Genomic DNA, 24079 nt, shown 5'->3' on the forward strand with positions numbered 1-24079 from the left:
CAGACCAAACCCCAGCGCGCCGATGCCGTAGCCCAGATCACACCAGCATCAGCGCCACGCCACCACCACAGATCCACATGCCCCAGATAATTAGATAATTGGCTTGAGCCGGACGATATGATCCGACAGACGGCCAGTGATAAACTGCAAGCCACCCCAGACAAAACCATAGATACCCACAATCCAGCCGATGGCGCCCAGACCCAGACCCTGCTGATACAGAAACACCGGATAGAACACCCAGATCAGGGCGTCGACAAACTTTTCCACCAGACCCGCCTGACTGAACGCGGCCATGCGCCTGTTGGTCCAGCTCATCTGTTCAAAGACTTCAGCAGTGGTCGGCGTATCCGAAATGTTCTGCGGCAGGCGAGCACGCGGCCCAACGGAGTTGCAACTGGCATGACGGGCACTTTCAGCCCTGGCCCAGCCGTGTGTCTCACGTACCAGCAACAACACCAGCACTATGGCCAATGCAATGACAACAGCTCCAAACACGAATACCCCCACGCGCGACCCTAGCCCGACGGCCAGATAACTCAAACAAATCTGGCTGAGATGGAGCTGCTTGTCGGACAACTGTTTGCCGACGACAACGCATGAGGCCGGTGTCACGAGATGACTTGTTGCAAGGCTTGAAAGCGGGCACTCTTGCTCTGCTGGATGTACGTCCGGCAGATGAGTTTCAGGCTGGTCACCTGCCTGAAGCCTTCAATATTCCGATCAGCCAGCTGAAGCAGATGTTCAACCTGCTGCCCAAAGACAGGAAAATTGTTGCCTGCTGCCGCGGCCCTTACTGTGCGCTCTCTCATGAAGCCGTCAAAGGCCTGCGTGAAAAGGGCTTCAGGATACGTCGCTTTGCCGAAGGCTATCCGGAATGAAAGGCAGCCGGCCTGCCCGTGACGCACGATGCGTGCCTACTGAGTATGGTCACAGGCCCCACTCAAAACTACATACAAGGATGCTGCCCATGACGACTCCACTGCTCACATGCGATACCCCCGTTACCGAGTCTGTACTCAACGTGATTGCACACATGCCAACAGCCAGTCTGCCTGTATTGATGGCTGACGACTTTACACACAGGCTGTCGGACCGAGATTTTATGCGGATCGCGGTACTGCTTGCCCATAAAGGTTATAACGAGGGTGGCTGCCCTATCGGGGCCGTCATCATCGATAACAGCACACGCCGCATTCTGGGCAAGGGGCACAATACGCTGGTACAGGAAAGTCACCCCTACAATCACGGCGAAACCTCTGCCATCCGAGATGCCGGCAGGATCGACTTCAGCCATACCACGCTGTTCACCTCGCTCAGCCCTTGCGATGTCTGCGCCACGCTGCTGTACATGCGTGGTTTCAGCCGCGTCGTCGTCGGTGACATCACCAGCGCCAGTGGCAACGAAGCTCTACTGCGCAGCAAAGGCATTCAGGTCGACATTTTGGAAGACCTGAACGGTATCGAGCTCTATGCGCGCTTCAGAGCGGAGCAGCCACAGCTGGAGCTTGAAGACTGGCGGGGCGTTGCCGCAACAGATGCAAAGAAAGAGAACTACTGAACTTCCGGTTCACTACCGCGACTTTATACCGCCGGGGCGGCGTTTTACAGTCTGCAGCAATAGGCTCAACATAATCAGCATAACCCCCAGCCAACCGACAGGCATAAAGCGTTCGCCGACGATCAGCACTGCCAACATCACAGCAACTACAGGCTCCAGCAGTGTAATCAGTGTTGCTGTGCTGGCCTCCACCTGCCTAAGCCCACGACTGAAGCAGAGGTAACCGATGAACATGGGCACCACTGCCATATAGAACGCAACACTGGCATGAATCGGAGTCGTCAACAGATTGTCACCCGTGATAGCCAGTGATGGCAGCAATACCAGCGCCGCCAGCCCAAACATTGCCGCCATGGCCGCTCTGGCGTGTATCCCTTGCTCAATCAATCGTCGAGCTGACCACGAGTAGACAGCATACGTCAGACCGGCCAACAACCCCAGTGCAGCCCCGATGTATTGCCACTCATTGCCACCTTCCACGGACTGTGGCTCCTTACCCCACGTCAACAGCAGGATTCCCAACCCTCCCGTAATAAAGCCAAGAATCCACCGGGAGGAGACCGGTTTCTTTCCTATCAGGCGCTCCAGTACAACGGCAAACAGTGGTGCACTGGCAATGGATATAACCGTTCCCATGGCCACCCCCGAAAGGCGCATGGCGCTGTAAAACGCCAGCGGATAAAGCGCAACTGCTGCCCCACCTGTCAGTAGCACCGCATAACAGGCTTTCAGCCGCGCCCGATCCTTGAGCAGGAAGCGCAACGCATGCAGAACCAACAGCACGCCACCGCCTCCCATGGCAAAAGCCCCTGTCGCCAGTGGACTGACGGCCGGGGCAAAACTCGCCGCCGTTCCGGTTGTCCCCCAAAGCACGCTGGCCAAAACAATAGCCGCAATACCCTGCATGTCATCCTGCTGATTCCCCATGCTCTACCTTTTGACTCGTGAATGTAACGCCAGTCTATTTGAGAGGAGCTGCAGAGTTTTTGCTCATCAGCCGCTTCTATATGCCAGACAGCCGCTCTTCAACGGCTGAAGCGAGTCGGGGACAGCCCAAAGCTGGCAGAAAAGCGGCGACTGAAAGCCGACAGGTCACTGTAACCAACCTGTTCAGCGATACGCTGGACTGAGTAGTCGGTATGCTGCAAGAGAGCTTTGGCCTTTTCCATCCGCACACGGGTCAGGTACTGCATCACACTGAGACCGATTTGCTGGCGAAACAGCTTTTTAAGCTGGGTCTCGCTGAGGCAGGCAGTCTGTGCCAACTCATCCAAGGTAAGCCTCTCAGACAGCCGCATGTCTATCACTTGCAAAACCTGCCGGATACGCCGATCGACCTGAGGCAGCAAGCGCTGCTCGGCAAGCAACAATGCGAAGGTGACAAACATGGACTGTTCCAGGGCATCGTTGACTTGATGCCCCAACTGCGTTTCTACGAAACTGAGGTATTGGAGCAGAGGCCCACTGATTCTGAATACACATGAATCAGTTGCGCGCAGATTTTCCGGTAACCAGTGCATGTCTGCTACGACAAACCGGGCTTCTTCATCAGCAGTGAAATGATGTTGCTGTCCAGATCGAATAACGACACATTCTCCTGACGCGACCCGACCGGCAAAACCGTCGAGCTCGATCTCAATAGCACCGCATAGCGGCAGTACCATTTGATGGTACGTGTGCGAATGACCCTGCCTCTGGCGGTTATATGATCGAATTGAAAGTCGTCCTGACATGGATAGGCCTTGATTTTGAAACAGTAACAGCATGTTAGGTGATAATGAGCCAGCTTTGAATCAAGACCTCAGTGTTGTAAACAGTGACAAGATTATTGAACACCGTTCAATATAATCATTATGCGCTTAATGGAGGGGTCCCATGAATTCAATGCGAGAACGTGCAGCGGAAGGACTGCAGCCGGGTGACAGCTTCAGTGTGACTCGCAGCTTTACACAAGAGGAAGTCGACACCTTCGCGCGCCTGTCCGGCGACTACAATCCGGTACATTTTGATCAGGCGTTTGCCAAGTTGAAGGGGTTCAGAGCCCCAGTGGCACATGGGCTGCTGACCGGTAGCCTGTTGACCGAGATTGGCGGTCAGATTGGCTGGCTGGCAGCGGGCATGAATTTCCGTTTCAGACGACCTGTTTACGTAGGCGAGGCTATTACCTGTCGCTGGACCATCAGAGAAATAGATCCGCGTGGGCGTGCCAGCGCCAGGGTCGAAATGACCAATCCGGACGGGGTGGTCGTGCTGGAGGCAGAGGTCACCGGGATTGTACCCGGTGACCCAGAGCGTCAGCGGTTGCAGCAGATGCTGCAGGAGGGTCATAACTGAGAAAAGGGCCGGTTTACACTGGTGGTATTTTTGTTTGCGCTGTGTATCACAAACAGCGCAAACAACCCGGCTTTATTGCCATGGGGCTCCTCTTTCACTGATCAACTTACGAACCATAGCCTCGTAAAATTTTACTGCGAAGCCACTTTCCTTGATCAGCTGTTGTGTCAGTGCAGCACAACGTGACTTGATTTCTTCGCGAATAAGGTTGTCTTCGCCACCTAGAGCACCTGCCGTGACCTGAATTTCAGCTGCACGTTGTACCGTCCAAAGCAGAAAGAATGTACGTTCAATATCAGCTTCACCTACAGCAATACCATGATTTCTCAAAACCAAGATATGCTTGTCTCCCAAGCTTTTGAGCATACGCTCACGTTCTTCCGGGAACAAAGTAATCCCTTCAAACGCATGATAACCCACACGGTTGTATAGCTGGGCACCATAAAAGTCATCGTGACCAAAGCCATTTTTCTTTTGTGCAATTGCTGATACCTCATTGGTATGTGTGTGTACAACACAATGAATATCATCACGCGCACCATGAATTGCACTGTGCAATGCAAAACCTGCCGGGTTAGCATCATACTCAGAAGGTTCTACTTTATTACCATCCAAATCCACTTTCAGCAAATTTTCAGGCGTAACTTCTGTATAGTTGAGGCCAAAAGGATTAACCAAATAATAGCCTTCGTCACCCGGAATACGAGCTGATATATGGTTAAAAATGGTCTCAGTCCAACCAAAAAAATCTACCAAGTGATAGCAGTAGGCCAATTTAACTCGTAGAGCCCATTCTTCAACTGACATGTTTGATGGGCAGTTTTTACTGAAATCAAAGTTCTCAATATTTTTCATATATAACTCCATTCATGCCATATCAGTCTGAAAAGCCATTACGTCCAGGAAAAGATGGGGCAAGGGTTCGTGCATTCGGCATTTTAAGCCAAAGACGAATAAGTTTACGCCTCTCGGCCATATCCTCATAATCTTCGAACCCGGTTCTCGAATGAAGTACCATATAATTGTTTGCAAATTGGATATCGCCTGGTTGAAGCATCATATCCAGTTTTACTTCATCACGATGCATTATTTCATCAAATAAATCCATGGCCTCAATTTGTTTTTTCGATAATGGGATTCCCTCCATTTCGTGGCCAAGTTCTATATATTGTCTCAGATAACGGCAGCTCAGCTTTCCATTGTGATAACTGAATATCGGAGAAGGTGTAGGCGTCTCTTCACCCAAGTGTGCAAAATAAAAGGGTTGATATAAAGTTTCAAGGTACTCTGGTGCTTCATCCAGTATAGTATTATAAATCGTTGCTGCACTTACAAGACTGCTCAGACCGCCTTCTTTAGCTTTTTTTATGGATAATAAACCTACCACATCTGACAAATCTGTATGATAAGGCAAATATGAATTTGTTTCATACACCCTGGTTTTTTTATCATTGAGATCTCCAACATTAGTAACCAGACCAAGAAGATCACCTCTTGGATTCTGCTTTACAGGCCACCCCAGATACAGGCCTATACCATAATATATGGATGTAAGATCTTGCTCATCATAAATATTTTCATCTAGACCACGGATCAAAATAAAACCATAGCCTTCTTCTAACTCGGACTTTATACGTTCAAGCCCCGCTTCCATTTCCTGTATATTAAAATCATCTTTACTAAAATATGGAGATTTTAAACCTTTGTTTTTTAGAACTTCAACTGCGCTTTTAATAATATTTTTTTCTGCAGGTGTAAGCTCGTAAATCCAGGTTTTATTTTCAATAAGATCTCCACCTTTCCATGCGATCTGGCCATCAATTTTTTGGCTATAAAAATCAATCATGAAATCAACCCTTTCATTAATATTAATTTCTAGATAGCGTTTTGAATTTTTTTCAACATCAGCTTTAACATTGCCTGCTCAGTGTCATCAAGTACCGATAGGATCCTTTGCTCATGCTCAATAGCCATATCAAGCAATTGCTCAGCCAAATTTTGCCCCTTAACGGTTAATTGAATCTTCGACCCAACTGCACTTGCCAATCCTTTCTCCTGCAGCCATTCGCCGGTAAACATCAGCTCTTTGAGTGGCTGGGAAACATAGCGGCAAATCTGCTCTTGTTCCATCGATTTGCCATCGGCCAGCAGCGTCAGTACACGCCATTCTTCGGCGGTCACCCCAAAATGGCTCAACCTCGGATAGAAGTCAGAGGCATAAGCATTGAGTGTCTGACGCAACTGGAACAACAGGTAATCACCCAGAAACCCTCTGGCTTCCAGCGGTCGGGTCGGAGCCTGAACCGCGGGGTGGGTTTCGGGCACCGCATAGCGACCGTTGTGGAACACCAGTGAGTTGACGTTTTCCTCATAGGAGTAATCGGTCACCTCGCCCACAATAATAAAGTGGTCTCCCCCCTCGTAGACGTTCCAGGTCTTGCAACCGAACCAGGCTGCCGTGCCGTGCAGCAGTGGAGAGCCGTGCTGGTCGTCGCGGGTGTGGATATCGGCAAACTTGTCCTCGCCCCGGCGCGCGAACCGATTGGAAATTTCAATCTGGTCATTACGCAGCACATTGATGGCAAAGGATTTCCCACGGGTGAATGCCTCCAGACTCCAGGCCCCCTTGTCAATGCTCCAGAGCACCAGCGCAGGCTCGATCGACAGGGTGTTAAAGCTGCTGGCGGTCATTCCGATGGGATTACCCTCAGCATCTCGCGTGGTAATTACGGTTACGCCGGTGGGGAACTTGCCCAGCGCCCGGCGAAAATCTTTCGGATCAAATGACATGATTGTCTCCGATTCAGGTCAGCACGCTCAGGAAACGCTCGTTCAACTGACGGTCGTGATAGAAAATTGCTTTACCCAGCTCGCCCGCATCCCAAGTCACCGGCTCGTGGTCCGGGTAGTGGTAGTCGCCACCGCAGAAAACCTCGTTACGATTGCCGGAAGGGTCAAAGAAATAGATGGTCTGACCATGAGTCAGCCCATGACGTGTCGGGCCAATATCGATTGAGGTATCGGTCATGGAGATCAAGTCCGCCGCCTTGAGCACATCGTTCCAGGTCTCAAGGAAGAAGGAGGCATGGTGAAACTTGCCTGGCTCCGGATGATCGATAAACGCCACATCATGCGCCTTCATGCTGGCAGTCAGGAACTGGCCGACACGCTTGCCGTCCGGTGTCATCACCTGCTCAGCCAGATCGAAGCCGAGCACATCACGGAACAGCTCTAAAGTGCGGTCCAGGTTGGGGCCGTACAGCAGGCAGTGGTCGAAACGGGTCGCCTGCATGCCTTTCAGGCCACGCGGCCATGCTTCCGGGTTGTGATTGCCCACGCCCCACTTGCCGGTCTGCTCCTTGGTGGCAAAAAGCTCGAACGCGTGCCCGGTGGGGGCAACAAAACGGACGCGGCGTCCACAGTCTTTAAGATCACCGGCGGGAATGTCTTCCACTTCACAGCCGAACGCAACCAGCTCAGCACGCAGGCTGTCCACAACCTCTTCGCTCAAGCACTTGAAACCCATGTAGTCCATGCCGGCTTCGTCCGCTTCACGCAGCACCACCGAGAACTTGTCCACTTCGGTCCAGCCCTTGAGATAGACACGACCCTGATCGTCACGGTCCATTTCAATCAGACCGAGCAGGTCTACGTAGTGCTTGACGGCTTCATCCATATCCAGCACGCGAATCTGCACGTGCCCAGGACGCATTACACCTTTTTTCATTGGGTTACCTCATCGTTATTGTTATAGATCGGTATTGAGCCGAGCTGCCCTAGCCAATGGCATTGGGCAGCATCAACGACAGTGAGGGTATCGCGATGATCAGCGCGAGCCGCACAATGTCTGCAATCCAGAACGGCGTCACGCCGCGGAAGATAGTTGACAGCTTGACGTCGGGAATGACTCCACGCAGCACAAATACATTCATGCCAACCGGCGGCGTGATCAGGCTAATTTCAGTCACCACGACGACCAGGATGCCAAACCAGATCAGATCCATGCCCATGGCTTCCACCATCGGATAGAACACCGGCACCGTGAGCAGGATCATCGACATGCTTTCCAGCACACAGCCCAGCAACAGGTAGACACCTACTAGAATCAGGATGACCATGAGTGGGCTGAAGCCAGACTCCACGACCCAGTCCTTGAGCATCATCGGCATGCCTGTCAAGTTGATGAAATTGGAAAAAATCACGGCACCGATCACAAGGAAGAACAGCATCGCCGTTGTGCGGGCGGCGTTGCTCAGTGAGCGCTGGAACATTTTAAAACTGAGTTTTCCACTGAAGAGTGCGATCAGAAAGGCTCCGGATGCACCGATACCTGCCGCTTCAGTCGGAGTAAAAATACCCGCGTAAATCCCGCCCATGACGATGATAAAGATCAGGTTAATACCCCAAACCCCTTTCATCGAAAGCAGGCGCTCTTTCCAGGTGGAGCGTTTGCCCGCCGGTCCAATTTCAGGCTTGAGCCGTACCGCAAACACGACAGCCAGCATGTACAAGATAACGCCGATCAAACCGGGCAAAAGGCCGGCAATGAACAGTTTGCCGATATCACTTTCGGTCATCAGGCCGTAGATCACGAGGATAACGCTGGGCGGGATCAGAATGCCGAGCGTGCCCCCTGCCGCTATCGCCCCAGTCGCCAGGCTGTCGGCATACTTGTATTCACGCATTGAAGGCATCGCCACTTTTGACATGGTTGCTGCTGTTGCCATCGAGCTCCCGCACACAGCCGAGAAAGCACCGCATGAGACCACCGTTGCCAGTGCCAAACCACCTTTGAAGTGCCCGAGAAACGCGTTGGCGGCACGATAGAGTTCCTTCGACATGCCCGACTCAGTAATCAGATTACCCATCAGAAGGAACAGAGGGACTACGGAAAGGCCGTAGGCTAGACCGGTATCAAACGCTGTCGATGCAATCATATTCAGCGCTGTGCTCCAACCTCGAGGATTTCCATAGGTCATCTGTTGCACCAGTGCAAAGCCAATAACGCCCACGATCCCCATTGCAATACCCAGCGGCACTCGCGCCAATATCAGCACCATCAGTGCTGCAAATCCGAGCAGACTTGCCTCCATTACTGCACTCCTTTCGAGGTCTTGCCGTTTCGGTCAAACAGCATCTGGATCAAGAGAATAAAGGCGGACACAGAAGCAGTGATCGCCATCAAAAAAGCGAGCCACGCATATGAAATTTCCAGCACCGCCGTTGAATCTTCATAACGCAACACCTTGAAGGCGTGCTCCCAAAGCATCCAGGAGAAAATGCCGAATGCCAGTACGTTGACCACGCCGATCACCCAGTACTGTACCGCCTGAACCCAGTCACTCAGTGCCGAGTCGAGGATGTCCACAGCAATATGGCCACCCTCGGCGGTTACCAGCGGTAATCCAAGAAAGATTACCGCTGCCAGCATCAACTCCGTCACTTCAAAGGCACCGGTCACCGGCATAGAGAAAAGATAACGCCCCATCACATCGACCAGCGTTAGTGCCATCATCAAAAACATGACGACTGCTGCAGATGCGCTGAGCAATGTGTTAAGAACACCTTCACCCCGTCGCAACCAACCTTTACCTTTTGTGCGAGTTGAATTCATGGTTAACCCTCAATGTGTCGCTTCACTTTTGATGGCTCAGCGAACGGAAAGCTTCTAGGGCCGCTTTCCCATCAACCCCCATTTCGGCCGCTGTTTCGAGCCACTCCGCTTCCATCGGCGCACTTGCATTACCGATTTCAGTCAGGAAGCTTTCTCCTGCAGTCACTATCTCATTACCATTGGCTTTCATTGCTTCAAGACCTTTGGCATCCTGAGTGTCCCACATGCTCCCAGCCAAGCGAGCAAAGGCTTCTCCAGAAACAGACTCGATCGCTTTCTGATCTTCCTCGGGCAATGCTTCAAAGCGATCCTTGTTCATTGCAAGGTAGAAGCTAAAGTTATGAGTCCCCCCAGGAACCAATGTGGAGTGAGTAACTTTGTCCTGAATATTGAAGGCAACAACCGATTCGTGCGGGAATAATGTTCCATCTGCCACACCACTGGAAATAAGCTCATAGCTACTTGAAGACGGCTTCTGAATTGCCACTGCACCAAGTGCAGAAGCAAGATCACTGGCAACGCCACCACCTACACGTAGTTTTAGACCTTTCATGTCCTCTGCAGAGTTGACTGTACGTTTGCTGTTGTGGATGTGGCCCGGACCATGAGTGAACAAACCAAGCAGCTTGACATCATCGTGCTCACCGGCAGGCTTTAGATACTCGTTATAGACTTTCCAGTAGGCAACCGATGTACCTACCGCACTGTCACCCCCGAAAGGAAATTCCACCATTTTGTAGAGTTTGAAACGGCCGGGTGTGTAACCGTGGCCGCCGTACGTAATATCAGCTTGTCCCTCGCGTGCAATATCATAGTGCACCTTAGGGTGACCAAGCGCAGATGGCAGCATAACTACCTTGACACGACCTTCAGTTGCTTCTTCCACGCTATTGGCCCAGGGTACCATTACATCACGTACCAGAGGATGACCTGACGGCAGCCAGGACGACATGGTCAGGCGCGTTTCCGCCTGCGCACCTGAAGCCAGAAGTGCGATTGTTGCAGTTGCAGCGACTCGAAACATCATCTTCTTCATCGTTATTCTCCGTTTCTGGTTTTAGTCCGGTCCGAACCGGCGTCCAACCGGAGCATGATGCGCCGGCCGGCCTATACAGCGAACTGTTTCAGATATCGACCACCAGGCGCGCGCTTTTGGCTCGTGAGCAACAGAGCGCGATCTGGTCGTTGTCTTCCTTTTCCTCGTCTGTGAGGAAGTGGTCTCGGTGATCGGGAATGCCCTCGATCACGTCACAGATACAGGTCCCGCATACACCCTCTTCGCAAGACATTTGTACCTTTACCCCGGCTGCCTTCAGGGCAGTGGCGATACTTTCGTTGGGACCGACCTGTACGGTCACATCACTGGCTTCGGCATAAACTTCAAACGCTTCACCACTGATATCCACCTCGGCATTGAAATACTCGAAGTGAATCTGCTTGTCTGGCAACCCTGCCGCTTTGGCCTGCTCGATCACCCAGTCCATGAACCCGCCGGGGCCACAGACATACAGATGGGTACCGGGCTGGGCTTCTGCACAAAGCTGTTTTGGATTGATCCGACCGGTGTCACCGGCGTCGTCAAAGTGCAGCACAAGTTGCTCACCAAACTCGCGCTTGAGTTCTTCAAGGAACGCCGCTTTGGCTTCACTGCGACTGCAGTAGTGCAGTTCGAAAGACTTGTTTGCCGCCTTCAAAGCGTATGCCATGGCGATCATCGGCGTAATACCGATACCGCCACCGATCAACAGGCTGTGCTCTGCATCCATTTCCAGTGGGAAATGGTTGCGCGGGGCACTGATCCGTACCTCGGCACCGGCTTTCAACTCGGCATGAATCTGCCTGGAACCACCACGTGAATTGGGGTCATTCAGAATCCCCAACCGGTAGCTGCTGCTGCCCGGCGCATTGCTCAGGGAATACTGCCGAATCAGTTCCGGACCCAATACCACATCGATATGGGCGCCGGCCTCAAACGCCGGCAGTGCGTTGCCATCAGCTGCGCTCAGATCAAACACGGCGATCTCGTCGGTCTGGTCTTCACGCCGCGTGACGGTCACATGAATGAGAGTGTTATCAATATTGCTCGTCATAGGTCTCGCCTCAGCGCATGAACAGGCCGCCGTTGATGTCCAGGGTCGTACCGGTAGTGAAGTAGGCTTCCGGCCGTGCCAACTGCACCACCATTTCGCCGATAAAGTCGGCATCGCCCAATTGCCCCACCGGAATGGCGCCCAACAGCGTTGGCAGACGCTCTTCAGGCACCAGCGCCTTGACCATGGGTGATTCAATCGGCCCCGGCGCGATGGCATTTACCGTCACGCCGCGACTGGCCAGTTCCTTGGCAAACACCTTGGTCAGGGTAATGATGGCGCCCTTGGAAGCCGCATAGTGGGCACCGGTGGAGGTGCCCCCGTTCTGCCCCGCCAGCGACGCCATGTTGATGATGCGGCCATAACCCTTGTCAGCCATGTGCCGGCCCATTACCTGACAGCCGGAGAAGGTGCCGCCCAGATTGATGTTCACCACCTCGGCGAACTCTTTCGGACTGATCTCCATCACCGGTGTCGCACGGGTGACGGCGGCATTGTTCACCAGCACATGCAGATCGCCCCAGCGTTCCAGAACCGCTGCCAGTGCGGCTTCAAAATCCGCTTTGCTGGCCACGTCCAACGCCAGTGGCATCACCCGCTCGCCACTGCTGTCCAGTGCGACAGCAGTCGCCCTGGCTGCGTCAAGTGAACGATCCGTAAGGGCGACTCGGTATCCGGCCGCCAGCAGACGCTCTGCAATGTGGTTGCCAAGGCCCTGTGCAGCACCGGTGACAAGCGCAATATGAGACTGTGTTGGGTTACTCATGCGGCCACTCCTCAGAAGATGAAGCTAACGGTGCGCAGGAAGCCGTCCGCGTGCAGCAGTTTCACGACTTTCTGTTCCAGCTTGAATCCGTCCGCTGTCGGTTTCAGGCTGTACTCCACGTTGGCCGGATAGGTCACCAGCTTGCCGTGACGCAGCTCGTTCAGCGTCATGGCACAGCGAGCGATGACCAGATCCTCACCCGCCTCAAGCACCCGCACCCGGGACATCATGCGCACGGTCTCGCCCACTGAAGCGGCAGAAACCGATTCGCCATTTTCCAGTCGCGCCACGCGCATGCGGCGCATATCCGCATCATCCAGCGCCAGGTTGAGTGTATTCAGATAGTCGGTTTCCTTCAGATCCGCCGGCACGATGTACAAGCCGGAGTCGGTCCACAGCGAGAGCCATTCCTGATAGCCCTTGTGATCCAGCAGGTCGGCTTCGTAGCCAATGAATTCGGTAACCTGAGCCAGCAGTTGGGTATTGGATTTCATCACTTATTTCTCCTCTCCAGCAGCCATCATCTTCTTGTACTGGCGGTAGGCACCGCGCATGCCGGTTTCGGAGCAGACCGATCCAGCCACATTACCGTCTTTGGACTGGTGCAGGTTATTCATGCCACGGTTGACCAGAATCCAGCCATCGGTACCGGCCATGGAACCCTTCTGCACCCGTTCCCAGGCTTCACCGTCATCCGGCGTACCAAAGCCCATCGGCCCCTGGAAGTGCTCATGCAGACGCATGCGCTTGCGGTTAAAGGCAGCGGGTGCCCCCTCGCCTCCCAGCGCTACGTGCTGAATTTCGGTTTCACCGACGCTAACCGGTCGCAGCACACGGAAGAACGCCATGGAGCAGCCCACATTCGGGAACAGGTTCAGGTTGAAGCCGGTACCGTGAGCGGCACGCACCAGTTTTTTGACTTCATCTTCCGACTTGCCTTCGTTGCGCAGCTCTTGCGCCAGCGCTTCAAAACGGGGCGGAATCGGCTGATCCAGATCCGCTTCCAGGTCCACCAGCTGCGGAATCATCACCATCACGCTGTGGCCGTTACCCAGGTCTTCGACAAACCCATCGCCATCCAGGAAGTCGAAAATATTAGCCGTCGCATCATCCAGCGAGGTCAGGAACGACTTGTGAATGATCGGGAAGTGGTAGGCATCGGTGGTATTCTCCAGCTGGATCTTCCAGTTGCCCGGGAAGTTGAAACGGTGTTCGCCCAGCACCTTCACCGGGTAACCGCCGCCCTGTTTCATGAACAGGTCAATCCACTTTTTCGCACCGCCAAGGAAGTCTTCCAGCGGTTCGATGTCATTCTTGAAAGTGGCAAATACCATGCCTTGGTATGTTTCCACCCGCAGGCTTTCCAGCGGCAGCTCGCTCTTGTCGAACACACCATCGTATTCTTCCGGTTTTGGCAGTGCGCGCAGGCTGCCGTCCAGGCCGTAACCCCAACCGTGGTAGGGGCAGGTGAACGCCTTGGCCTTGCCCTTGCGCGCTTCGCAGACGGTGGCACCGCGATGGCGGCAGCGGTTCTGCAGGACATGCAGGCTCATCTTGCGATCACGGCTGAGAATGACCGGCTGGCGACCGATATAGGTGGTTTTGAAGCTGCCCGCTTCCGGCACTTCACTTTCATGACCCACGAAGACCCAGGTGTTGTTGAACACCTTATCCAGCTCTTCCTCGAAGATGGCCGGATCAGAATAGAGGTCCTTGTGTACCCGGCCCTCTTCTACCATTTCAGCCGCTTTCAGGCTGATGTTCTGCATTTCGATCAGTTCACTCATGGTCTTGCTCTCTTCATTCGTTGCCTTGCCGGCGGACGTTGCCGCCGAGCAGTTATTCTTCAGGGACCGGCAGTGGCTGCGGGTTATCCCAAGGGGTCTGTACCGGCCGGTTGAACCGGCTGGTGGTACAGAAATGAGCGATCTTCCAGTGCCCTTCTTCCCTGCGAAAACACACATTCAACAGCGCACTGCTGAGCTGGGAGCGGCCATCGGCAAAGGTGGCGGTCTGTAGCAGCACCCAAGTGCCCTCGGCTTCGGTTTCGCTCTGCACGCTCACCTTTTCAGAGGTGAGAAAATGCACGTTCAGGGCAAAATGCGCCGGCGGCAGGGTATACTTCACGAACATATCCCTGATCGCGCCGCGCCCTTCACGGCGACCGAAGGTGGCGGCGTAGCGCTTGCCCCTGCCTTCCCAGATGGCGTCTTCGGTAAACAGCGCCATGAGCGGGTCGAGGTCAAACCCCTCGTTGAGGTAGTCGCACAGTTGCATGTATTCATGCAGGCAGGCGCTCACATCCCGTGCCGCCTCCAGTGCAAACACCCGCTGACGCAGCTGTTCCAGTTCGCTCATCAGTCAGCCCTCACGCACGCTGGACGATCAGTTCACGACCGATGCGCGCCTCAACCTTGGCATAACGCCACAGTTTGTAGGGGCCACTGCCCACTTCTGTGCTGCGGAACAGGTTGCAGCAGGCAACAACTGTGTCGTAATCCGCCACGTCCGCCAGCAGGTAGGTTGTCCAGGGATAGCCGCTTGAAGGCCCGACCATACTCTGGTCGTCATCCATGTTGCCGATCACTTCAACGCCATCCATATCGTGAATGCCGTTCCACATTGCACCGAAGGCCGCCCATACATCGAGCTGCTCTTCACGCGGAGCATCCATGAAGTTCTGGTTGATGCCCATGCAGAACAGGACGCGCAAAGGTTTCTTATCACTCATGGTGTATCTCCTTGTTTTTGTTCAATTACAGGTAGCCCGGCAGGGGGTCATGGCCAAAGAACATGGCACCTGCATTTTTCAGGGTGACCGCCCCCATGAAGGCGTGCTGAGTGCACATCATGGAGTCACGCACAATGCGCGACAGCGGATGATCATTGTAGGTGCCGGTCATGCCGGTCACTTCGTAGGTACTGCGAATCGCATCGGCACACTCGTGTGCCAAATTGGTGGTCGCGAGGCGGATCAGGTTGATCTGATCTCGGTTCGGTTCATCACCGGCCAGAATGCTGTTCCAGGCGTCTTCGGTGGCTTCATAGAAGAAGGCGCGAGATGACCGCACCTTGGCTTCCGCCTTGGCGATTTCGATCTGCACATACTCGCGCTCGCCCAGATTGGGTGCTCCGGTCACTGACGCACGGCCAGCCGCCATCGCCTGTACGACATCGAGCGCTTCACGGGCCAGACCTGCGGTAGTGACCGACAATACCTGAGCGGCAAAAGCCAATGTTGGGTAACGGAAAAAGGGCGCATCGATATTGGGCTTGCCGCCACGTACGAAGGTCCACTCTTCCGGCACAAACACATCTTCCACCACAAGGTCATGGCTGCCGGTACCGACCATACCGATCACGTCCCAGTTGGGTTCGATCTTCACCTTTTCGGCCGGCATTACCGCCATGCGTGGCAGCGGCTCACCGTTATCCGGCTGCACACCAACACCGATCAAAGAAGCGCCCATGCAACCACTGCCGAACTTCCAGCGACCGTTGACGATATAGCCACCATCAACCTTTTTCGCTGGCTGGGTCGGGAAGATGCCGCCTGCGAACACAATGTTGGGCGTTTCGGCCCAAACCTTGTCGATAGTCTGCGGTGGCAGTGCCGACAAGTACGCGGGGTTCATGCCAAAGCTTGCGACCCAGCCAGCAGAACCGTCAGCGGCGGCCATGGCCTCGACCATCTGCAGGAACTCCATCGGGCTGCGCTCATCGCCACCCAACGCCTTTGGTACCATCGCCCGATACACACCGACATCCTTGAAGGACTCGATAATGTCGTGGGAAATGTACTGTTGATCCTCGAACTCCTGTCGGCGCTTGCGCACTTCATCCAGCAGGGCATCAAACACGGTCTCCCCGCCCCAGAGGGATTTGTCGATCTGATAACCAGGCATTCGCTAGGCTCCCTAGTTGTTGTCTTTATTGCAGATACACGTACCGGTAAACCGCATTCGGCGCCTGGTACATCATTGGTAAACCCGGCTGCATGGTTGCATTCGGGCTGCAGGAGGAACCGCCGGGTATGTGGCCCGGACAGGTTGTGTTGACGGCGCGAGGCCCTTCGAGGGCACTCCGCTCACAGCAGGTGATCAGTATGTTCATAGCGGCTCTCTAGTTGGGTCTAGTTGTTATTGTGTGGCAAATCCGACTGGTCGAATGTTGCTTAAGAGCTGCATAAAGAATTTCACTTATCACTTGAATCGTCAACTAATTATCCCGCATTAAATTCATGACCACGGTCACACCGCAGCACCTGAAAAAGACCAAGCAATAGTCGGGCCACTTCTTGAACAAACGTGAAAAACAAAACAAAAACCGCTAAAAAATACGTTAAAATCTGTTAAAATTCATTCAAACCGCCGTCAAAAAACAAGTAATATGAGTTATTACCATAAATGAATTTTCAAGATCCCACATGATCCGACCGCTCTAACCCGCTCTAAAAGAGAGCAAGAACAAACACTGCGCACCAAAGGTTTTCACTCAATTTAGAATCCCTATATACTTTCCAGATCAACTTTCAACCGACCCCCTGCCGGTCGGATGTAGCCGGAGACATCGCTGTCCAATGAGCAGTAACCGTAAAGCCGACATGTACGACCCGCTGAGTGACGATTTCAAGCGTCGTGAATTTCCTTTCTACTGGATTGCACAACTCAATGCGCTCTACAGCCAGGAGATGGAGCGGTTGCTGAAACGGGTGGATATGGATGTACCGCGCTGGCGCATCATTATGATTCTCAAGGAGCACTCGGAACTGAGCATCTCCGAGATTGCCAGCCATGCGGTAGCCAAGCTGCCAACCACCACCAAAATTGTATATCGCATGCGGGATGAAGGGCTGGTCAACCTGATCACGTCCAGTGAGGATGGCCGGGTGACTCTGGTGTCATTGACCGACAAGGGACTGGATAGCCTGGAGCTGATTCGCAGCTCTGTCAGTCAACTGTTCCGCAACAGTTTCAAGGGGCTCAGCTCAGCCCAGATACACCGCACAAACGTGCTGTTGGCAAAGCTGTATGACAACCTTAAAACTCTCTCGGATTAACCATCAGCCGTGTTTGGCGGATCGCGATAGCAATATCAACTGTCGCAGATCGACTTTGTCGATCTGTTCAGGCTTAAGAAAGCGACGGGCATACTCAAGGTAAACGCCCGATTCAAGAAAAAGACAAAACACCTCTGGGTCCAGATGCCCGTCACGAGACATGAAAGCCAGTATTCGCAATGATTCCGACAGCGTTTTGGCCGTTTTATAGGGACGATCGGCAGCGGTCAGCGCTTCAAAAACATCTGCCAGCGCCATGATGCGCTCCGGTACTGTGAGTGACTCAGCATCCAACCTCCGCGGGTAACCATCACCATCCATTCTTTCATGATGATTACCGGCAATATCCGGAACACGGCGCAATGACGGAGGCAGTGGCAGCGTACTCAGCATGCGGATGGTTTGCACGATGTGGTTGTTGATGCTGAAACGCTCCTCCGCCGTCAAGGTCCCATAGACCTGCGTCAGGTTGTACAGCTCACCCTGATTGGCCTCATATTCCGGCAAGGGCATGTCAAAGCCCCAGATGTTATCCGGGTTGCTGGCTTCTACCGGAGGCCTGCGATCGCCCCAGGGAATAATATGCTCAACCCGGTCAGCCAGCAGCATTTCACGGGCAGGCAGGCGTTCATCATCATTCGGCAGTCGATCCAGTTCAGCCTGCGACAAACCCAGCCGACGATCAAAATGACGTGCCCAGCTGCGAGATGCAATTTTATGCAGCCTGGCGATGTCGTCATCCGGCAGCTTCTCGCTACCCACATTGGAGCGAGCCACGATTTCAAACTCTTGCTGCAACTGACGGCGTTGCCGGTCACGACGCTCACGCAGCTGGGGTTCCGCTCCACTCTCAATAACCCCTTTGAGGTAGGCAATCTCCACATCGCGCCACAATACTTCAAACCGAGTTCGGATTTCATGAATTCGGTTGTAACGGGTTTCAAGCTTGGTGGACTTATCCATCACATATTCAGGTGTGGTGATCTTGCCACAGTCATGCAGCCAGGCCGCCAAGCGAAATTCATACCGCTCCTGCTCATCCATGCGAAACGCATTGAAGCGCCCACTCTCACTTTTGCAGGCGGCATCCACCAGCATTTCGGCCAGAATGGGAACTCGCTCGCAGTGAGCGCTGGTATAGGGTGACTTGGCATCTATCGCATCCGCCAGCAGCCGAATGATCGCATCGAGCAATTTCTCCTGCGCCTCAAGCAGCTGCCGAGTTTCGATGGCCGTGGCTGCAGAGCCGGCCAGCTCTTCCAGGAAGCCAGAGACAGAGTCACCATCCACACGGGCGTCGCCATTCATTCGAAGCACCATCACACCGGCCGGATATTTGTAGCGCCCCTTAAGCGGCGTCACCATAACGCCGTCAGCTTCGGCCAAGGCATCTCTGACGGCTGCCACCTGGTACGACGTTCGCGGCTCGTCGACAGCGATAATCTCGGGAAAACAATGAGTTATACTCCGTGGCTGATGAACAGTAGACAGTACCAGTGCGTGCCGGTCGTAGTCGTACAGATAGATGGCACAGCTGTCCGCCTCCATGCTGGCCTTCAGATCCCCCGCAACGTCCGGCAGCATTCGCTCCAGACGACGCTCACGGGCCAATGTCTTGCTGATCGACTGGAAATGCTGCACAACCGTCACCAGCCGCTGGATAATACCACTGAGGTCACGCACCTCCTTGATCCGGGAGCGCACCTGTACCGACCCGCTGAAGTCGAATTGCGTCAGCGCAAGCACCTTTTCGGACAGCTGATCCAGGGGCTTCACGACCCAGTGTGCCAGCCAGTAGCCGATCAGCAGCAACAACAGAGTAAACGCCAGTGACCAAAGCAGCATCCGCTGCCCATGCCTGTGAGCATTGGCCAACAACTGCTTAGCAGGCACCGCCATCAACAGCTCCAGCGATTCATCGGCCAGCGCCAGCATGGGAACGCGCACGCCGTACCACTCGCGCCCCTCCGCCGTGTAGCCGATCAACTCGCCGGGCTTACTTGATTGACTCATCAACTGGTCAAGTGCGGGCACCTGAAGCTCATCCAGTGTTGCCAGGCGAATACCGCCCGCCTGACGTACAATCATTTTTTCAACTTCAGGGTATGCCAACGTACGTCCGAGCCGGTCAACCACGGCCAGCTCATAGCCTTGTTCAGGCCTCATGCGTGCCAGCTCCGACGATATATCCTGAACTGAGGCATCTATACCGACTACCGCACCCGATGCCCCCTTAAAAGCCAGAGTCACTCCGGTTTCTCGCGTGGTGTAGAACAAATAGGGGGCGGTCAGAATTGGCGCTTGTGCATTCAGCGCCGACTGATACCAGGGGCGAGTATGAGGATCAAAAATATAATCCGGTCTGTCATTTTGACTGATCACCTCAAGCTGATCGGTCACAAACAGCCACCGGGCTCTCTGGGGCCTGTCAGTCGTGGCTGCTTCAACACTCTGTACCAGATATGCCGCCCCCTCAGGCGCGGATACAGAGCGACGAAACGCAGACTGTCGCAACGACCGTACCAACCAGAAGCTATGGTCAGGATAACCAATATACACAGCACTGATGACAGGATTGGCGCGCAGCGCTTCAACCAAAACCGGTAGCCGCTGCAGGCGCTGCTCCAGCTGCTCGGCAGTGGTCAAAGGGTCATGCACCAGTAATCGAAGCGTACTTTGCAGTGGCTGAATCAGCCGCAGGGTCTCGGAATCAAGCTTGCTGGCAAACTGCTGGGCGGAGCTGCGACTGGCTTCCAGCAGCACATCCCGCTGCCCCATATAGGCGTTGATCACCAGAATCGCACTCAATGCCAACATGCTCAGCATGATGGTAAGGCTGATAACCCATCGCAAGCGCAATCCGCAGCTCTGTTTCCTTTCCATGATCCACCGCCACCTGTCTGTCAGCAGTAGAAGATTAGCTCAGAATCATGATAACGACAGTGTTTTCAGTTACCCAACATGATGGCGATCCAGCGAGTCGAAGGGTTCTGCTCCAGTGCTATCTTGGCGATCATCGTCAGCGGTATTGACAGAAACATTCCTGCCGGACCAAACATCCAGCCCCAGATCATCAAGGAAAGAAACACCACCAGCGGTGACAATCCAAGCCCACTACCCATAAAGCGTGGCTCCAGAATATTCCCCATAAGCACATTCACGGCGATGTAACCTGCAGCAACCAGGGCGGCATCGGGTACGCCCAGCTGCACGATAGCCAGCAGTACAGCCGGAATGGCGGCCAGGATGGAACCCACATTCGGTATGAAGTTCATCAAGGCAGCGATGAGCCCCCACAGCGGGGCGAAGTCCACACCCAGAATCCATAACCACAAACTGATCAGCAGGCCAGTTGCAATACTGATGGTCGTCTTGATCACCAGATAGGTATTCACCTGACGCACGAAGTTGCCGGCCTGATCCAGCGACTTTTCAGCACTGGGCAACGCCTTGTGCAACTTGTCTGTCAGCAGTGTTGCTTCCAGCAGCAGGAAAATCACGATAAACACGATCAGCAGCAGATTGGTCAGCAGGCTCCCAAGATTGGTCAGAGCATTGCCTGCCAACCGCATCAAGGATGCCGGGTTGAAGTGATTCAGCATCTGGTCACGGGTTACGGGCAGTCCCAGCCGTTCAAAATAGGGCACCAATTTGACCGCTTCTTCCTGTAGGCGCGTCTGATAGGTAGGCAACCGCAAAGTAAAGGTATCGATGGCTGATCCCACAAACAACACCAGCACAGAGCCAAACACTACAAGCCCGACCACCAACAGCACAATCGCCAACCAGGGGGGCACTCGGTGAGAGGTCATCCAGGCCAGTGGCGGTGTACATATGATGGCAACAAAGAACGCCAACAAGACGGGAATGACAATGGCCTCAGCCTGTTTCAATGCGCCCAGTATAACCATCAAGGCGGCAATACCCAGCAGCCACTTGAAGCCCTGAGAAACGGTAAACGGATCCGATGAGGACATGATCACTCCCTGTTAAGTGGATAGCTGCCTGTTGACTCAGTCAACCTCTTTGAAATGCACCTGCAGCATCGCTTTCTGTTCATCAGTCAGCGATTGTGCTCGCCCGTTGGCGAAGTCGTAACGTACCATAAATGACTTGCCCTTGGCGCCAACCTTGTCATCCTGCCAGGCTTCCTGATACACGGTGAAAGAGCTGTTGCCGATCTTGCAGACGTAGGTCCGAATTTCGACATCGCGACCGTAAAACAGCTCACCCACATAGTCGACCTCAATCCGCGCCATGATGAGCTGCCACTTTTTCATATCCAGATCGGGTGTAAAAATACGAAACAATTCATTGCGCGCACCCTCGAACCATTGGGGCACGCGGGTATTGTTGATATGACCAAGACCATCTGTATCGTAGAAGGCTGGCGTTGCGATTTGTGTAAACACGGCTCACTCTCTCATGGTTGGGTTTTCCCGAGTATATTAAGAGCCGGGTCGAATGTAACCCAAATTACGCTATTGAGTGCCGTCCACTTACGCAAAAAGCCGGCCACAAGGCCGGCTTTGGTACCGTGTAAGTAATTGCTTACTTGTCCAGTTCAGCCTGATAGGCACGGGCTACTGCACGCAGCTCGTCCAGCGCTGCACGGGCATCCACTTTCAGATCCGCCACGCTCTCGATCCAGGCATCGTCGATGCCTTCTGCCAACTGTGCGTATTCCTGCGCCAGAGGAGCTCCTTCAGCGACGACGTTGATATTAACGCCTGCAGCCTTGGCAGCCTCAAGACCAGCCACATCGGACTCATCCTGAGCACGACCACCCAGCGCCGACAGCTGCTCACCGGACACGCTCATGATCGCTTCGCGGTCTTTCGGATCCAGGTCGGCCAGGAAGTCCGGGTTGATGAAGAAGGAGAAACTGCCCAGGTACATGCCACCCGGCAACTGGGTAGAGTGAGTGATCACTTCGTCCAGACGCAGATTTTTGACATCACACACCGGCAAGAACACCCCATCGATGACTCCCTGCTGCAGCATTTCGTAAACCTTGGGCGCAGGACCGGCCACCGGCACCAGACCGGCACGCTCACCGATCACGGCCTGTACCCCGCCGCCGATGCGGATCTTCTTGTTCTGCAGGTCACTCATGCTGTTGACCGGGAAAGTACTGTGTACCTGACCCGGGCCATGCGTGACCAACGCCACCAGTTCAAGACCGTCAAACTCCGGCGCACCCTGGAAATACTTGTTGTGAACGCGCCAGTGCGCCACCGAAGCCGCTTCGGCAGACACACCCAATAGCGGCTGTTCAACAATCTGAGTCAGACGGAAACGGCCCGGCACATAACCATGGTAACCCCAGCTCGCATCGGCAACACCGTCTTCCACAAGGTTGAACATGGTTTTCGGGTGACCCATGTTGTACTCCACCGCCAGTGTCACCCGGTTATCGGTAGCGTCTTCGATCCACTTTTTCCAGGTTGGCAGAACAACTTCGTTCACCGGGTGCGTCGGCGGCATCCAGCTGGCAAAACGCATGACGGTCTGGCTCATGGCAGAAGTGCTGTAGAGGGCACCCAGCGTGGCAACCAAGGCCACGGTAGTCTTCAGTTTTTTCATTGCTATACCTGTTTTAGTTATGTTTATCAGAGTGTTGTCTGTTGTTTCAGCGCTGATTAAGTAGATCCAGCGCCACATCCACGATCATGTCCTCCTGACCACCGACCATCCGGCGCTTGCCCAGCTCCACCAGAATATCGACTGTCTTGAGACCATATTTTTGCGCCGCTACTTCGGAGTGACGCAGGAAGCTGGAGTAAACGCCCGCATACCCCAGCGCCAGCGTTTCACGGTCGACACGTACCGGACGATCCTGCAGCGGCCGTACCAACTCATCGGCAGCATCCATCAAGGTATAAAGATCGGTACCGTGCTCCCAGCCCATCCGCTCGGCAGCAGCAATGAACACTTCCAGCGGCGCATTACCGGCCCCGGCTCCCATTCCGGCAAGCGATGCGTCGATACGATCACAACCCTCTTCCACCGCAACGATGGAGTTGGCAACGCCCAGTGACAGGTTGTGGTGAGCATGAATGCCGGTAGTCGTTGCCGGGTCCAGTACATCTTTGACAGCACGGAAGCGATCACGGATATCCTGCATACCCATGGCGCCACCGGAGTCCACCACATAGATACAGGTGGCGCCGTAGCCTTCCATCAGTTTCGCCTGCTGCGCCAGGCCCTGAGGCGTGGTCATGTGACTCATCATCAGGAAGCCAACGGTATCCATGCCCAGTTCACGCGCGCACTCGATGTGCTGCTTCGATACATCCGCTTCGGTACAATGCGTAGCAACACGCACCACCCTGGCTCCGGCATTGTAGGCCGCTTTCAAATCATGAATGGTACCGATCCCGGGCAGCAGCAGCGTAGCGACCTGAGCATGCTCGACCACATCCGCCACCGCCTCGATCCATTCCAGATCGGTATGGGCGCCGAAGCCGTAGTTGAAGCTGGAACCCTGCAGGCCATCGCCATGAGCCACTTCAATACTGTCTACTTTCGCCTTGTCCAGCGCACGAGCAATGTCGCGAACGTTATCGAGCGAGTACTGGTGTCGAATTGCGTGGCTGCCGTCACGCAGGGTCACGTCGGAGATATAGAGTTTCTTGCCTGGATTGAATGACAT

The 24079-nt window shown here is 54.2% G+C and carries 26 protein-coding genes; 4 read left to right on the forward strand and 22 right to left on the reverse strand.

Going from position 1 to position 24079, the window contains the following annotated elements:
• Positions 1 to 90 precede the first annotated feature (90 nt).
• A complete protein-coding gene (locus ABIE61_RS12950) occupies positions 91 to 615 on the reverse strand; it encodes an MFS transporter (protein ID WP_354410118.1) in 525 nt (174 codons plus the stop codon).
• Between ABIE61_RS12950 and ABIE61_RS12955 the strand changes: the two genes are divergently transcribed.
• Both ABIE61_RS12955 and ABIE61_RS12960 read left to right on the forward strand, forming a co-directional pair.
• Positions 609 to 881 (forward strand): rhodanese-like domain-containing protein, encoded by a 273-nt coding sequence (locus ABIE61_RS12955; RefSeq protein WP_354410120.1) that lies wholly within the window; start codon positions 609 to 611, stop codon positions 879 to 881. The two genes, ABIE61_RS12950 and ABIE61_RS12955, sit on opposite strands and share 7 nt — an antisense overlap.
• Before the next feature lie 89 nt (positions 882 to 970).
• The gene (locus ABIE61_RS12960; RefSeq protein WP_354410122.1) at positions 971 to 1561 is read left to right on the forward strand and encodes a nucleoside deaminase; all 591 of its coding nucleotides are present in this window, start codon (positions 971 to 973) and stop codon (positions 1559 to 1561) included.
• 12 nt (positions 1562 to 1573) lie between these two features.
• Here the strand turns inward: ABIE61_RS12960 and ABIE61_RS12965 are convergent, their stop codons facing one another.
• Positions 1574 to 2488 carry a DMT family transporter gene (locus tag ABIE61_RS12965; protein ID WP_354410124.1) on the reverse strand — a complete coding sequence of 305 codons (915 nt, stop codon included), beginning with the start codon at positions 2486 to 2488 and terminating at the stop codon, positions 1574 to 1576.
• Between the two features lie 98 nt (positions 2489 to 2586).
• Positions 2587 to 3225, reverse strand: coding sequence for a helix-turn-helix domain-containing protein (locus ABIE61_RS12970; protein ID WP_354410127.1), 639 nt, complete (start codon positions 3223 to 3225; stop codon positions 2587 to 2589).
• Positions 3226 to 3436: 211 nt separating this feature from the next.
• Here ABIE61_RS12970 and ABIE61_RS12975 point away from each other — a divergent pair, with 211 nt between their 5' ends.
• A complete protein-coding gene (locus tag ABIE61_RS12975; protein ID WP_354410129.1) occupies positions 3437 to 3895 on the forward strand; it encodes a MaoC family dehydratase in 459 nt (152 codons plus the stop codon).
• 72 nt (positions 3896 to 3967) lie between these two features.
• On the opposite strand, the gene ABIE61_RS12980 is transcribed toward ABIE61_RS12975, so the two are convergent.
• The 14 genes from ABIE61_RS12980 to ABIE61_RS13045 all read right to left on the reverse strand — a co-directional run bounded on the left by ABIE61_RS12980 (position 3968) and on the right by ABIE61_RS13045 (position 16270).
• Positions 3968 to 4750 carry a class II aldolase/adducin family protein gene (locus tag ABIE61_RS12980; protein WP_354410131.1) on the reverse strand — a complete coding sequence of 261 codons (783 nt, stop codon included), beginning with the start codon at positions 4748 to 4750 and terminating at the stop codon, positions 3968 to 3970.
• Between the two features lie 22 nt (positions 4751 to 4772).
• Complete coding sequence (locus ABIE61_RS12985) at positions 4773 to 5741, reverse strand: TauD/TfdA family dioxygenase (protein ID WP_354410134.1); 969 nt, start codon at positions 5739 to 5741, stop codon at positions 4773 to 4775.
• 29 nt (positions 5742 to 5770) lie between these two features.
• A complete protein-coding gene (locus ABIE61_RS12990; protein WP_354410136.1) occupies positions 5771 to 6685 on the reverse strand; it encodes a flavin reductase in 915 nt (304 codons plus the stop codon).
• A 13-nt stretch (positions 6686 to 6698) separates the two neighbouring features.
• Complete coding sequence (locus ABIE61_RS12995) at positions 6699 to 7622, reverse strand: catechol 2,3-dioxygenase (RefSeq protein WP_206840083.1); 924 nt, start codon at positions 7620 to 7622, stop codon at positions 6699 to 6701.
• 49 nt (positions 7623 to 7671) lie between these two features.
• Complete coding sequence (locus ABIE61_RS13000; protein ID WP_354410140.1) at positions 7672 to 8988, reverse strand: TRAP transporter large permease; 1317 nt, start codon at positions 8986 to 8988, stop codon at positions 7672 to 7674.
• Positions 8988 to 9419: a TRAP transporter small permease gene (locus ABIE61_RS13005; RefSeq protein WP_354410143.1), complete on the reverse strand. Its 432-nt coding sequence runs from the start codon at positions 9417 to 9419 to the stop codon at positions 8988 to 8990. The genes ABIE61_RS13000 and ABIE61_RS13005 overlap by 1 nt, the downstream gene beginning before the upstream one ends.
• Positions 9420 to 9531: 112 nt before the next feature.
• The gene (locus tag ABIE61_RS13010) at positions 9532 to 10545 is read right to left on the reverse strand and encodes a TRAP transporter substrate-binding protein (RefSeq protein ID WP_354410145.1); all 1014 of its coding nucleotides are present in this window, start codon (positions 10543 to 10545) and stop codon (positions 9532 to 9534) included.
• Positions 10546 to 10633: 88 nt separating this feature from the next.
• Positions 10634 to 11599, reverse strand: a complete 966-nt coding sequence (locus tag ABIE61_RS13015) for a PDR/VanB family oxidoreductase (RefSeq protein ID WP_354410148.1) — start codon at positions 11597 to 11599, stop codon at positions 10634 to 10636.
• Positions 11600 to 11609: 10 nt separating this feature from the next.
• Complete coding sequence (locus ABIE61_RS13020) at positions 11610 to 12365, reverse strand: SDR family NAD(P)-dependent oxidoreductase (protein WP_354410151.1); 756 nt, start codon at positions 12363 to 12365, stop codon at positions 11610 to 11612.
• 11 nt (positions 12366 to 12376) lie between these two features.
• Complete coding sequence (locus tag ABIE61_RS13025) at positions 12377 to 12859, reverse strand: aromatic-ring-hydroxylating dioxygenase subunit beta (protein ID WP_354410186.1); 483 nt, start codon at positions 12857 to 12859, stop codon at positions 12377 to 12379.
• Between the two features lie 3 nt (positions 12860 to 12862).
• Positions 12863 to 14152, reverse strand: coding sequence for an aromatic ring-hydroxylating oxygenase subunit alpha (locus ABIE61_RS13030; protein ID WP_354410153.1), 1290 nt, complete (start codon positions 14150 to 14152; stop codon positions 12863 to 12865).
• A 52-nt stretch (positions 14153 to 14204) separates the two neighbouring features.
• A complete protein-coding gene (locus ABIE61_RS13035) occupies positions 14205 to 14723 on the reverse strand; it encodes a nuclear transport factor 2 family protein (protein WP_354410155.1) in 519 nt (172 codons plus the stop codon).
• A gap of 10 nt (positions 14724 to 14733) precedes the next feature.
• Positions 14734 to 15096, reverse strand: coding sequence for an IacB protein (locus tag ABIE61_RS13040; protein WP_091828152.1), 363 nt, complete (start codon positions 15094 to 15096; stop codon positions 14734 to 14736).
• Positions 15097 to 15121: 25 nt separating this feature from the next.
• Complete coding sequence (locus tag ABIE61_RS13045) at positions 15122 to 16270, reverse strand: acyl-CoA dehydrogenase family protein (protein WP_206839999.1); 1149 nt, start codon at positions 16268 to 16270, stop codon at positions 15122 to 15124.
• A 674-nt stretch (positions 16271 to 16944) separates the two neighbouring features.
• Between ABIE61_RS13045 and ABIE61_RS13050 the strand changes: the two genes are divergently transcribed.
• On the forward strand, positions 16945 to 17424 hold the full coding sequence (locus ABIE61_RS13050; RefSeq protein ID WP_354410159.1) for a MarR family winged helix-turn-helix transcriptional regulator: 480 nt from the start codon (positions 16945 to 16947) through the stop codon (positions 17422 to 17424).
• A 3-nt stretch (positions 17425 to 17427) separates the two neighbouring features.
• Here the strand turns inward: ABIE61_RS13050 and ABIE61_RS13055 are convergent, their stop codons facing one another.
• The 5 genes from ABIE61_RS13055 to dmpG all read right to left on the reverse strand — a co-directional run bounded on the left by ABIE61_RS13055 (position 17428) and on the right by dmpG (position 24079).
• Positions 17428 to 20307 (reverse strand): HD domain-containing phosphohydrolase, encoded by a 2880-nt coding sequence (locus tag ABIE61_RS13055; protein WP_354410162.1) that lies wholly within the window; start codon positions 20305 to 20307, stop codon positions 17428 to 17430.
• 65 nt (positions 20308 to 20372) lie between these two features.
• Positions 20373 to 21401 (reverse strand): AI-2E family transporter, encoded by a 1029-nt coding sequence (locus ABIE61_RS13060; RefSeq protein WP_206839990.1) that lies wholly within the window; start codon positions 21399 to 21401, stop codon positions 20373 to 20375.
• 36 nt (positions 21402 to 21437) lie between these two features.
• A complete protein-coding gene (locus ABIE61_RS13065) occupies positions 21438 to 21836 on the reverse strand; it encodes an acyl-CoA thioesterase (protein WP_206839981.1) in 399 nt (132 codons plus the stop codon).
• Positions 21837 to 21975: 139 nt separating this feature from the next.
• Positions 21976 to 23010 (reverse strand): TRAP transporter substrate-binding protein, encoded by a 1035-nt coding sequence (locus ABIE61_RS13070; protein ID WP_206839978.1) that lies wholly within the window; start codon positions 23008 to 23010, stop codon positions 21976 to 21978.
• A 46-nt stretch (positions 23011 to 23056) separates the two neighbouring features.
• Positions 23057 to 24079, reverse strand: coding sequence for a 4-hydroxy-2-oxovalerate aldolase (dmpG, locus tag ABIE61_RS13075; protein WP_206839976.1), 1023 nt, complete (start codon positions 24077 to 24079; stop codon positions 23057 to 23059).

It is taken from the genome of Marinobacterium sp. MBR-111, from assembly GCF_040547585.1.
Classification (GTDB): Bacteria; Pseudomonadota; Gammaproteobacteria; order Pseudomonadales; family Balneatricaceae; genus Marinobacterium; species Marinobacterium iners.

Bases quoted from the DNA above. Each gene is read 5' to 3' on its own strand.
- ABIE61_RS12960 (WP_354410122.1), top strand. From the start codon at position 971: ATGACGACTCCACTGCTCACATGCGATACCCCCGTTACCGAGTCTGTA.
- ABIE61_RS12965 (WP_354410124.1), bottom strand. From the start codon at position 2,488: ATGGGGAATCAGCAGGATGACATGCAGGGTATTGCGGCTATTGTTTTG.
- ABIE61_RS12970 (WP_354410127.1), bottom strand. From the start codon at position 3,225: ATGGTACTGCCGCTATGCGGTGCTATTGAGATCGAGCTCGACGGTTTT.
- ABIE61_RS12975 (WP_354410129.1), top strand. From the start codon at position 3,437: ATGAATTCAATGCGAGAACGTGCAGCGGAAGGACTGCAGCCGGGTGAC.
- ABIE61_RS12980 (WP_354410131.1), bottom strand. From the start codon at position 4,750: ATGAAAAATATTGAGAACTTTGATTTCAGTAAAAACTGCCCATCAAAC.
- ABIE61_RS12985 (WP_354410134.1), bottom strand. From the start codon at position 5,741: ATGATTGATTTTTATAGCCAAAAAATTGATGGCCAGATCGCATGGAAA.
- ABIE61_RS12990 (WP_354410136.1), bottom strand. From the start codon at position 6,685: ATGTCATTTGATCCGAAAGATTTTCGCCGGGCGCTGGGCAAGTTCCCC.
- ABIE61_RS12995 (WP_206840083.1), bottom strand. From the start codon at position 7,622: ATGAAAAAAGGTGTAATGCGTCCTGGGCACGTGCAGATTCGCGTGCTG.
- ABIE61_RS13000 (WP_354410140.1), bottom strand. From the start codon at position 8,988: ATGGAGGCAAGTCTGCTCGGATTTGCAGCACTGATGGTGCTGATATTG.
- ABIE61_RS13005 (WP_354410143.1), bottom strand. From the start codon at position 9,419: ATGTTTTTGATGATGGCACTAACGCTGGTCGATGTGATGGGGCGTTAT.
- ABIE61_RS13010 (WP_354410145.1), bottom strand. From the start codon at position 10,545: ATGAAGAAGATGATGTTTCGAGTCGCTGCAACTGCAACAATCGCACTT.
- ABIE61_RS13015 (WP_354410148.1), bottom strand. From the start codon at position 11,599: ATGACGAGCAATATTGATAACACTCTCATTCATGTGACCGTCACGCGG.
- ABIE61_RS13020 (WP_354410151.1), bottom strand. From the start codon at position 12,365: ATGAGTAACCCAACACAGTCTCATATTGCGCTTGTCACCGGTGCTGCA.
- ABIE61_RS13025 (WP_354410186.1), bottom strand. From the start codon at position 12,859: ATGAAATCCAATACCCAACTGCTGGCTCAGGTTACCGAATTCATTGGC.
- ABIE61_RS13030 (WP_354410153.1), bottom strand. From the start codon at position 14,152: ATGAGTGAACTGATCGAAATGCAGAACATCAGCCTGAAAGCGGCTGAA.
- ABIE61_RS13035 (WP_354410155.1), bottom strand. From the start codon at position 14,723: ATGAGCGAACTGGAACAGCTGCGTCAGCGGGTGTTTGCACTGGAGGCG.
- ABIE61_RS13040 (WP_091828152.1), bottom strand. From the start codon at position 15,096: ATGAGTGATAAGAAACCTTTGCGCGTCCTGTTCTGCATGGGCATCAAC.
- ABIE61_RS13045 (WP_206839999.1), bottom strand. From the start codon at position 16,270: ATGCCTGGTTATCAGATCGACAAATCCCTCTGGGGCGGGGAGACCGTG.
- ABIE61_RS13050 (WP_354410159.1), top strand. From the start codon at position 16,945: ATGAGCAGTAACCGTAAAGCCGACATGTACGACCCGCTGAGTGACGAT.
- ABIE61_RS13055 (WP_354410162.1), bottom strand. From the start codon at position 20,307: ATGGAAAGGAAACAGAGCTGCGGATTGCGCTTGCGATGGGTTATCAGC.
- ABIE61_RS13060 (WP_206839990.1), bottom strand. From the start codon at position 21,401: ATGTCCTCATCGGATCCGTTTACCGTTTCTCAGGGCTTCAAGTGGCTG.
- ABIE61_RS13070 (WP_206839978.1), bottom strand. From the start codon at position 23,010: ATGAAAAAACTGAAGACTACCGTGGCCTTGGTTGCCACGCTGGGTGCC.
- dmpG (WP_206839976.1), bottom strand. From the start codon at position 24,079: ATGTCATTCAATCCAGGCAAGAAACTCTATATCTCCGACGTGACCCTG.